The 9,421-nt window shown below is 38.8% G+C and carries 10 protein-coding genes and 1 pseudogene; 8 read left to right on the top strand and 3 right to left on the bottom strand.

The window, feature by feature from the left end; genetic code table 11:
- The 7 genes from AC0N32_RS19520 to AC0N32_RS19490 all read left to right on the top strand — a co-directional run.
- On the top strand, nt 1-210 hold a 210-nt coding region (locus AC0N32_RS19520; RefSeq protein ID WP_476395504.1), incomplete at its 5' end, for a TraJ family protein.
- Nucleotides 211-222: 12 nt separating this feature from the next.
- Nucleotides 223-846, top strand: coding sequence for a conjugative transposon protein TraK (traK, locus tag AC0N32_RS19515; RefSeq protein ID WP_476395503.1), 624 nt, complete (start codon nt 223-225; stop codon nt 844-846).
- Between the two features lie 11 nt (nt 847-857).
- Complete coding sequence (locus tag AC0N32_RS19510) at nt 858-1,127, top strand: hypothetical protein (protein ID WP_476395502.1); 270 nt, start codon at nt 858-860, stop codon at nt 1,125-1,127.
- Nucleotides 1,128-1,131: 4 nt separating this feature from the next.
- Nucleotides 1,132-2,427 carry a conjugative transposon protein TraM gene (gene traM / locus AC0N32_RS19505; protein WP_476395501.1) on the top strand — a complete coding sequence of 432 codons (1,296 nt, stop codon included), beginning with the start codon at nt 1,132-1,134 and terminating at the stop codon, nt 2,425-2,427.
- Nucleotides 2,428-2,445: 18 nt separating this feature from the next.
- Complete coding sequence (gene traN / locus AC0N32_RS19500) at nt 2,446-3,348, top strand: conjugative transposon protein TraN (protein ID WP_476395500.1); 903 nt, start codon at nt 2,446-2,448, stop codon at nt 3,346-3,348.
- A gap of 1 nt (nt 3,349) precedes the next feature.
- Complete coding sequence (locus AC0N32_RS19495) at nt 3,350-3,910, top strand: conjugal transfer protein TraO (protein ID WP_476395499.1); 561 nt, start codon at nt 3,350-3,352, stop codon at nt 3,908-3,910.
- Between the two features lie 12 nt (nt 3,911-3,922).
- The gene (locus AC0N32_RS19490) at nt 3,923-4,363 is read left to right on the top strand and encodes a DUF3872 domain-containing protein (RefSeq protein WP_476395498.1); all 441 of its coding nucleotides are present in this window, start codon (nt 3,923-3,925) and stop codon (nt 4,361-4,363) included.
- 116 nt (nt 4,364-4,479) lie between these two features.
- On the opposite strand, the gene AC0N32_RS19485 is transcribed toward AC0N32_RS19490, so the two are convergent.
- Both AC0N32_RS19485 and AC0N32_RS19480 read right to left on the bottom strand, forming a co-directional pair.
- On the bottom strand, nt 4,480-6,534 hold the full coding sequence (locus tag AC0N32_RS19485; RefSeq protein WP_476395497.1) for a M13 family metallopeptidase: 2,055 nt from the start codon (nt 6,532-6,534) through the stop codon (nt 4,480-4,482).
- A 135-nt stretch (nt 6,535-6,669) separates the two neighbouring features.
- On the bottom strand, nt 6,670-7,479 hold the full coding sequence (locus tag AC0N32_RS19480; protein ID WP_476395496.1) for a helix-turn-helix transcriptional regulator: 810 nt from the start codon (nt 7,477-7,479) through the stop codon (nt 6,670-6,672).
- A gap of 172 nt (nt 7,480-7,651) precedes the next feature.
- Between AC0N32_RS19480 and AC0N32_RS19475 the strand changes: the two are divergent.
- Nucleotides 7,652-8,644, top strand: a pseudogene (locus tag AC0N32_RS19475) (DNA adenine methylase).
- 185 nt (nt 8,645-8,829) lie between these two features.
- Here the strand turns inward: AC0N32_RS19475 and AC0N32_RS19470 are convergent.
- A complete protein-coding gene (locus tag AC0N32_RS19470; RefSeq protein WP_476395495.1) occupies nt 8,830-9,273 on the bottom strand; it encodes a JAB domain-containing protein in 444 nt (147 codons plus the stop codon).
- Between the last annotated feature and the right edge of the window lie 148 nt (nt 9,274-9,421).

The following is a 9,421-nucleotide window of genomic DNA, read 5'->3' as shown; positions in this document are numbered from 1 at the left end:
GATACTTCTAACACGGTTTACATCATCTATATGATCATCGGGATCATCGGATACTTTACAGTTCCGACGGTTACCGGCTGGGTCATTCAGGCAGGAGGCGCCGGTAACTTTATGCGCAATGTCAACCAGACCGCCACAAAATCAGGAAATATTGCGGGAGCAGCAGCAGGCTCAGCAACAGGCAATATCTCAGGCAGATTATTAAAATAAAAATATGATCCTATGGAATTTAAAACTTTAAGAAATATAGAGAGCAGTTTCAAACAGATCCGCTTATTCACATTTGTTTTTGCGGTACTCTGTTTCGGAGTGGTCGGGGTCGTCGTTTTCAAGTCCTATCAATTTGCAGAAGAACAACGTCAGAAGATCTACGTGCTGGATAACGGTAAATCACTGATGGTAGCCCTGTCTCAGGATATGTCGATCAATAGGCCTGTCGAGGCCAGGGAGCATGTAAGGCGTTTTCACGAGCTTTTCTTTACTGTGGCTCCGGATAAGAATGCCATCGAGAGCAATGTCAAAAGAGCTTTCAATCTGGCAGACCAGTCTGCATTCGATTACTACAAAGACCTGCAGGAGAAAGGCTATTACAACCGGATCATCTCGGGGAATATCCAGCAGAGGATAGAGGTTGACAGTGTCGTTGCCAACTTCGACAGCTATCCTTATAACGTCAAAACGTTTGCAAGACAGTTCATTATCCGATCCAGCAATCTGACGATACGAAGTCTGATCACCAATTGTTCATTAGTGAACTCCGTAAGGTCAGACAGCAATCCCCAGGGATTTACGATTGAAAAATTTAATGTCCTTGAAAACAAAGATGTTGAAACTGTTGAACGTTAAAAGTCAGAACAATGAAAAAAATAAGGGATAAAATAGAGCGCCAGATTTTGCATGCAGACAGAAAATGGAAAGAGCTCCCGGCGAAACGCCAGAGGTTTTTCACCAAGCTGTTTTTTGCAGGTTATACCGTAGTTACCTTACTGGTGTTGATCAGCATCTTTATCACAACAGCTAATAATAACAACACCATGTCGATCAGTCATATTACGACCATATCAGATCATACTGCTGTGAAAAGACCGACACAGGATAACAAAACGGGTTCAACCATTAAAAAATAGGATAATGAAAGATTCGAATAAGATCAAGATCACGGAGGGCGAATCGCAGGAACGGGAAAGAGAAGCAGAAGGTCTGCAGAAATTTCCGTTGGAACGATTTAAAAAGCCGATCATTTATTTTCTGATGGCTGTTGTCTGTGCCGGATGCCTCTACCTCATCTTTAAGCCCAAGGAGAATAAAATAATTGATCAATCTGGATTTAATGCAGGTATACCACAGGCAAAGGAAGACCAATTACAATCTGATAAACAGAAAGCCTATGAGCAACAATTGCTGGAGCAAAAAAATGAAGAGAAAAGAAATGCGATGACCACCTTGTCTGATTACTGGACTGACCAAAACAGCCTTAACCAAAATTCTGATCAGACGTCATTGACTGCTACTCCGAATAGTTTGTCAACATCTAATCCGAGTGCAGTTAACAGCTATCGCAATGTGCAGCAGACATTAGGTTCCTTCTACAGCAGGGATGATCAGGAAGTGAATAATCTTAGGAAAGAAATATCCAGATTAAAGAATGAAGCTTTGCAGAACAATGCTGTTCCTGCTGGTCTTGGGGTTAATGACCAATTGGAGCTGATGGAAAAATCCTACCAAATGGCTGCGAAATACTTTCCCCAAAGTAATAAGCAGGAAGATCCTGTATCAAGAGAAGAGGATGTGATGCAGCCTTCTGGAAATAAGGTACTGCTCACCGCAGTAAGACCCGCTCACTTAAATATTGTCTCTTCATTGTACAGAGAGCCATCGGATAGCGCCTTTCTGGCTGGTCTGAATGATAATAGATTGTTCGGAACTCAGCATGAAACAAATGATTCAAAACAATCAAAAAATGCGATCAAAGGTCTTGTACAAGAGTCAATGACGATGACCAATGAAAGTACATTATCGATCAGAATTTTGGAAAGTATGCTTCTGGCTCATACCAAAATTCCTGCAGGAACCTTACTGAAGGCAAACGGCAAATTTCAGGGTGGGAGACTGCAATTGAAAATTTCGTCGATAGAATATCAGGGTAGCATTTATCCTGTAGAGATCAATGTTCATGACAATGATGGTCAGCTCGGCTTATATGTTCCTTATTCAGCGGAGCAAAATGCTGTGAACGACATTGTGGGCAGTATGGGGCAAACTTCTGGTACCAACATTATGATGACGCAGTCGGCAGGTCAGCAGATCGCGGCGGATTTAAGCAGAGGCGTGGTGCAGGGGGTGTCAGGTTATTTCCAGAAGCGGGTCAGACAACAAAAAGTAAAGGTAAAAGCGGGCCATCAGGTTTTGCTTGTGCCAAAAAAATAACCCATTAAAAACAATAAAATGAATAAAATAAAAAGCCATTATCTTTTGATGATCGTATTTCTGCTTTTGACAGTAAGGGCACTGGCGCAGGATTCTATCTTTACATATCTTCCATTAGAAGAGGCTAGATTACAGCCCTACAAAATGCAGGTCACCTACAATAAAACCTCGCACCTGCTTTTTCCTTCTCCAATCCGATATGTTGACCTGGGGAGTGACCTGCTGGTCGCCAATAAGGCTGAGTCTGTTGGAAATGTTCTTCGGATCAAATCGGCAGTCCGGGACTTCGAAGAAGAAACCAATTTTTCGGTGATCACCGAAGACGGAAAGTTCTACAGCTTCGATGTGTTTTACAGTTCATATCCTGATGCACTCAGCTATGACCTTTTAAAGATGCAGAGAGGCAATGAGCGCCAGTATATTGCGAATGTCCTGTTTGAAGATCTCAGGGGAAGTTCGTCCTCCTTGACAGCGCTCATCCTGGAAAACCTGTATGAAAAAAGCACCAAGACCATCAAACACATATCGTCCAGAAGCTATGGGATCCAGTTTTCAGTCCGGGCACTGCACGTCAATGACAGCAAGTTCTTTTTCACCTTAGAGGTTAAAAACAGCAGCAATGTGGCGTATGACATTGATCTGGTCAATTTCAAAATTATCGATAAGAAGAATTTGAAAAGAACGGTCGTTCAGGATAAACTCTTAGAGCCGGTTAGGGTATATTTTCCAACAATGACAGCTGCTCATCATTCTGACATATCAGGAGTTTATTTATTGTATCAGTTTACCCTTCTGAAAGATCAGGTGTTGGAAATTGAAATTCTGGAAAAGAATGGGGAAAGGCATCAGAAGGTTCAGCTTGACAATAAAGACCTGATGCAAGCCAGGCTGATCAAAGGTTTAAACATAAAAACGAACTAAGATGAACAAGATATTTTTAGCCGTCATCTTTATTATTACGATGAGTATAGAAACTCTGGCTCAGCAAATGATCCCTAATCAAAAAGGATTCGAAATTTCATATTCAGTATTTCCACAATCTCCTGAAAAGCAAAATTACGCTCTAAGTGCAGGTGTTATTTCTTACACCAAAAACGGTAATTACCTCTTCGGATTGGCCGAATACAGCAAAAAGTATTACGAATATGCCCATTACGATATCCCGATTGATACCTTCCTTTTCAATGGGGGTTACAGTCTCTATGTGTGGGGAGATCTGATGCGGAATGTCAATATCAATCTTGGTTTAGGAGGGCTTGCAGGTTATGAGCAGATCAATAGGGGAAATGAAATAATCTACGATGGCTCGATTATTAATGCAACCGAGAATTTCATTTACGGTGCAGGTGGGAAACTGTCCATCGAAGGTTACCTGACAGAACATTTGGTTTTTTTGGTCAATGGGCAGCTGCGCTATTTGCAGAAAAGTCAGCTCGGTGAGTTTCACGCTTTGTTTGGTTTCGGAATGCGATTTAATTTTTAAAAAAGCTTGTAAATGAAAAATGTACTCAACAAAAAGATCTTGCAACTATATAAGTATGCAATGGCAATTTTCTTAATTAGTTTTGTATTTAATTCCTGTCAGAACAGCGATCTGGAAATTCAACAGGACTTTCCTTTTGAAGTTCAAATAATGCCAGTTCCTGGTAAAATAGCTGAGAATGAAACGGTAGAAATTCGCATTTCGCTCTTGACCACATCAGATTTCAGTGGAGCGCAATATTATATTCGTTATTTTCAATATGAAGGTGCTGGCAAGCTTCAATATTTCAGTGACCCCCCTTACTTGCCTAATGATGAGTATCTTCTGCCTCAAAAGCATTTCAGGCTATACTACACATCTCAAGCCACTGAATCCCATCAGTTCAGTATCTGGATCAAAGATAATTTTGGAAACGAAAAAAAGGTTGATTTTGAATTCGACAACTTTGACTAATTATAGACCCCACTAAAAAAAGTGGGGTTTTTCAATTTAAAGCTTTAAATTCATATTACTAAGAGCAAGATCTGTAATTTTAATGGGACAATTTCTCATCCTATTTATCACAATAATTACCAGATCCGTACTCTGTCCTTTGGTTTAAGATAAAGTCCATCATTCTTTTTGATATTGAAAGCTTTGTACCAGGCATCTACGTTTCTTACAACACCATTTACCCGGTATTGGGCAGGGGCATGATAATCTTTTTCAGCACTTAGCCTGTATGCTTCGGGTGTGTAAAGGCTTCTGTTTACCTGTGCAAAAGACAAAAAGTATCTTTGATCAGGTGTGAAGCCATCTAGATTTTTCTTTTCATCCGCATGATCTTTTAGATAGAGTTGATACGCTGTGTGAGCAACAACAACTCCTGTCAGGTCACCTATATTTTCTCCCAACGTTTGTTTTCCATTCAAATGAATGCCATCCAAAGGAGAAAAGCTGTTGTATTGTTCAATAAGGAGCTGAGTTCTATTTTCAAATTGTTTTCTTGTTTCCGTTGTCCACCAATCTCTCATGACCCCATTACCGTCAAACAGGGATCCCTGATCGTCGAAACAATGCCCAAGCTCGTGCCCGATAATCGCCCCTATTGCACCGAAGTTAACCGCTGCATCTGCATTTGGGTCAAAGAAGATAGGCTGCAGAATTCCTGCAGGAAACTCTATGGAATTGTATAATTTACTGCTCGTGGCATCAACGGTCTGTGGCATTTGGTACCATTCCTTACTGGTAAATTTTTTATCTAGAAGTGACCTTTCATAATCCCAATTGGCTTTTGCAATCATTTGCTCATTGGCAACCGGATTTTTTGCATCTAACTTTAATGACGAATAGTCGCGCCAAACATCAGGATATCCAATCCTTACTGTTACTGCATTCAGCTTATCAACGGCTTCCTTTCTGCTTTGATCATCCATCCAATCGAGTTTTTCAAGCCTTTCCGAGAATGCTTTCCGAACATATCCAACCAGATCCTTAATACTTTTGAGATGAGATTCAGGAAAGTATTTTTCAACATAAAGTTTTCCGACAAGTTGTCCCATGCGACTGTTGACATACTGAATTGATTTTTGATCTCTTGGCGTATCTGTTCGAATACCGCTCAATTGGGTACCATAAAAATTAAAATAATTCTCCCTGAAATCTTTTGATAAAAGGGTAGAGTGGTTGACGATCCAATGAAATGCAAGGTATGATGACCAGACATCCAATGGTGTTTCGCCAAATAACTGTGCTTTTGCTTTAATTGCTGAATCTGCCTGTAAAATAACCTGATCTACGTTGTCGACCTGTCTTTCCTTGAGGAAAACTTTCCAGGGAAAACCTGGAGCAAAACTTTTTAAATCTAGAGTGTGGATAACGTGCGAGTTGATTTTGCTGTCTCGCATCTGCGCAGGAGTCCACTGTAAAGCAGCTAATTTTGTTTCAATGTTCAGGATGTCATCAGCACGTCGGTCAGCATTATTGATACCTGCTAGATCAAAAGTTCTAATGATATACTCTTTGTAAGCTTTTCGATGCTTGATATACATAGCATCCTCTTTTGTGTAATATTCAGGTGAGGGCAATCCGATACCGCTCTCATTCAATGAAACTAAAAATTTGCTTCTGTCATTGAGGTCGGGTCCGGTATGAATAGCGATGAGCGAAAAAGATTTCGGATCAGCCATCCATTTTGCGGCTTCTTCATAACTTCGAATAGCTAAAATATTTTGAAGATCTTTCTCAATGGGCTTAATGCCCAGTTTGTCCATATGATCCGTATTCAAATATCCTAAGTATACCGAGCTGATCTGCTCTAGCGACTTCTTTTTTGAATGACCTGTTTTAGCTCCTTCACGGATCATATTGTTGATCTTAAGATTGATTTTGTCTTTAGCTTCACTGAAGCTATTAAAGCCCGAAGCACCGACAGGAATTATTGCTGATTTTAACCAACCTTCATTCACGTAAGTGTAAAAGTCATCACCAGGATTTACCGACTTACTGATGAATCTTGTTTCAATTCCCCAATCTCCAAAAGCAGCTTTATCGCTATTCGAATTGGATTTCTGCGCATTAACACAGAAGAATCCAAACATTAATATAAAGAGGAATATGATTCTCCTTAGTCTGAGACCTTGCATAAAAGCGCTTTTTATTTTTTGTAAGAGTATCGTTGAATTCGGAAATGAGGTAGGTTCATTCATCTTTTATCAATTGTAATGTGACGAATTTACTACAATGTATAAAGCTAGCCTTGTAAAAATGCGAACATATTATTATTTTTTTATCGTAAGGAAAAACTCCTTTTCCTTAAAATTTTTAGGTGTTGTTCCTGTAAAAGAAGCAAAAGTATTGTTGAAGTGCGACTGGTTATAATAGCCGTTGGATACAGCCAGTTGAGTCATTGTCACTGGTTTGTCAATAGGGTGGACGACATCATCCAGAGCCTCACGTAATTTTATAATGTTAATAAAAAGCTTTGGGCGTATACCAATGAAGCTTTTAAATAATTTTTGCAGATGCCGCTCGGAACAATTCAGTGATTTAGCTATTGAAGCAACGGTGATGTTTCCTTTATTAGTCATAATCAGCTGCGTACTTCGAAAGATTAAATCTACAGAGCCATTGGTTCTGTACAAAGGGGTAAAAGCTTCTACAAGATATTGGCATATCAATCTGTTACTTAAACCCATCATCTTATGTAAATCTAAAGTTTTCAGCAGTACTATTTCATTTACAGCACAGATGTTATCAGTATATAGGTGTGCATCTGAAAACCCAAAATATGCTGGTGTCCAAGGGAAAAGCTGGATCATCGTTGCTTTTGTTCCGGAAAGAATATCGATGTATAATGTTTCGGTGATTTGTCCACAGAAGTAAATACCTTCCGATAAATGCATTGTATTATCTTTATGTTTTACAGATAGTCCATTCCCTTGAATAATGGAAATCGTAAAACATCCGTTGGGAGGAACACCTTTGTTTATTATTGGAGGCTGGTCTTCAGAATTGTCTGAAATCCATAGTTTCTTTACGAAATTGGCACTTATTCCATTGACATAGTATTCATTATAGATTGGGTTCATTTTGTAAAACTATAAAAAGGGGCTGACATAATGAAACAACAGCGATATCAATTGCTTAGGTCTGAAAAATATTGAGCATGAAGATCTTAAAATGCGACTTTCAAAGCAAAATCACGTCAATACTGGACTATATAAAGTTGCATCCCCATTATAAAGGAGATTGCAAATAAAAATGAATTATTTGGGATCTAAAAAAAGACTATCGGGGTTTATCTACAATGTCATTTCAAAGTCTGTAAAACTAAAATTGACTGATTGCAGCTTCTGCGATCTTTTTGCAGGAACAGGAATAGTGGGAAACTATTTCCATGACAAAGTTAAAAGTATCATTTACGATGATAGGGAATACTATAGCTTTGTTATTAACAGTGCATTCTTTAGCAAAGTATCAGAAGAGAAATACCGGGCAATGCTTGAGGAATTAAATCAATTAGATGGGAGGGAAGGATTTATATTTAATCAATATTCGGAATGCGGAACAGCTGGTCGGTTATATTTTTCATCCGAAAATGGTCAAAAAATAGATGCCATAAGGATGGATATTGAACGACGATTTGAAAGTTCTGAGATAGTTCAAGATTTCTATATCCTTTTATAGGCTACCTTGTTAAAAGCGGTTGATAAAGTTGCTAACGCAGCCTCCATGTACTGTGCTTACCTAAAAACAGTAAAAACAACCGCCACTAAAAATTTACAGTTACTTGCAGTTAAAAGAACGCAACTATCACATCCTGAATATCAAATATTTAATAAGGACAGCAACGAATTAATTACCCAGGTGAAAGGTGATATCCTGTATTTGGATCCTCCGTACAATGGCAGAGAATATGGTTCCTATTATCATTTGTTGAACACCATCGCTTTGTATGATATCGATTTTGAGCCTAGGGGAAAGGCTGGTTTGAGATCCTACAATACATCAAAGTTCTGTTTAAGATCAGAGGCTGAAAATGGGATGTTTGATCTTTTACAAAAATGCGATTTTCAGCATATTTTCTTAAGTTACAATAATGAAGGATTTATTTCATATCCTGTTATTAAGGAGATGATGAATGGTTTGGGAACTTATCGTTGTTCAATGATTGAATACAAGCGATTTCAAAGCAAGCAAGCAATGGGTACTGGAAGAACAGTAGAATATCTTCATCATTTAATAAAACATTAAATCTACACAGGCTCACAACTTTTATGAAGCAGGGAGGTTTTGTGAGGCATAACATAAGAGTTGTATCCCTACTTTTTGCGAAAAGACGTTTCCGACCACCGGAAGGAATTGTCTTTTCGCCCGAATCTGAAAATACACGACAATATTTGAACTGTCGTGTATTTTTTTTAATAATATGAATTCATTTACAAAAGACCTTCGTCGCCAAATGATAAATGATCGGTTGATGTTAGGATGACATGATCCAGTAATTTAAGGTTTAAAAATTCTGATGCGCTTTTAATGCTTTGCGTAATTTTCAGATCTTCGGCAGAAGGTTTCAAATTTCCAGAGGGATGATTGTGTGCGAGTATCACCGCTGAAGCGTTACAAAGCAGTGCCGCCTGCATGATGATACGGACATCGACAACCGTGGAAGAAATTCCCGATTCAGAAATTTTTCTTATCCCTAAAACTTTGTGAGCCTGATTTAGATATAAGGCAAAAAATGATTCTCGGTAATCCATTTCATCACGGTCAAAGTGCTGACGGAATACATCCACTGCGTCCCGCGAACTACTAACTAATTTTTCAGAATTTCCTTTTCTGGAATAACTTAATTTTATCTCGTTGACAATATTGAATTTCATAAGTGTTGCTCTCGTACGGCAGAGACTTGAATTTCCCGTACTTAACTTTTAAAATTTATAATTAATTCATGATCAGAGTTTCTGCGCCAGAAAGGGCAAAACTTTCACACAGATCAAAAGCCTTTTGAGATCTTAATTGTGCCGTTCC

It is taken from the genome of Chryseobacterium endophyticum (genome assembly GCF_056333165.1).
This window is presented reverse-complemented; position numbering and strand designations above follow the sequence as displayed.

What these genes read in the sequence shown, in the direction of transcription:
- AC0N32_RS19510 (WP_476395502.1), top strand. Translation starts at nt 858, where the DNA reads ATGAAAAAAATAAGGGATAAAATAGAGCGCCAGATTTTGCATGCAGAC.
- AC0N32_RS19480 (WP_476395496.1), bottom strand. Translation starts at nt 7,479, where the DNA reads ATGAACCCAATCTATAATGAATACTATGTCAATGGAATAAGTGCCAAT.
- AC0N32_RS19490 (WP_476395498.1), top strand. Translation starts at nt 3,923, where the DNA reads ATGAAAAATGTACTCAACAAAAAGATCTTGCAACTATATAAGTATGCA.
- traN (WP_476395500.1), top strand. Translation starts at nt 2,446, where the DNA reads ATGAATAAAATAAAAAGCCATTATCTTTTGATGATCGTATTTCTGCTT.
- traM (WP_476395501.1), top strand. Translation starts at nt 1,132, where the DNA reads ATGAAAGATTCGAATAAGATCAAGATCACGGAGGGCGAATCGCAGGAA.
- AC0N32_RS19470 (WP_476395495.1), bottom strand. Translation starts at nt 9,273, where the DNA reads ATGAAATTCAATATTGTCAACGAGATAAAATTAAGTTATTCCAGAAAA.
- AC0N32_RS19495 (WP_476395499.1), top strand. Translation starts at nt 3,350, where the DNA reads ATGAACAAGATATTTTTAGCCGTCATCTTTATTATTACGATGAGTATA.
- traK (WP_476395503.1), top strand. Translation starts at nt 223, where the DNA reads ATGGAATTTAAAACTTTAAGAAATATAGAGAGCAGTTTCAAACAGATC.
- AC0N32_RS19485 (WP_476395497.1), bottom strand. Translation starts at nt 6,534, where the DNA reads ATGCAAGGTCTCAGACTAAGGAGAATCATATTCCTCTTTATATTAATG.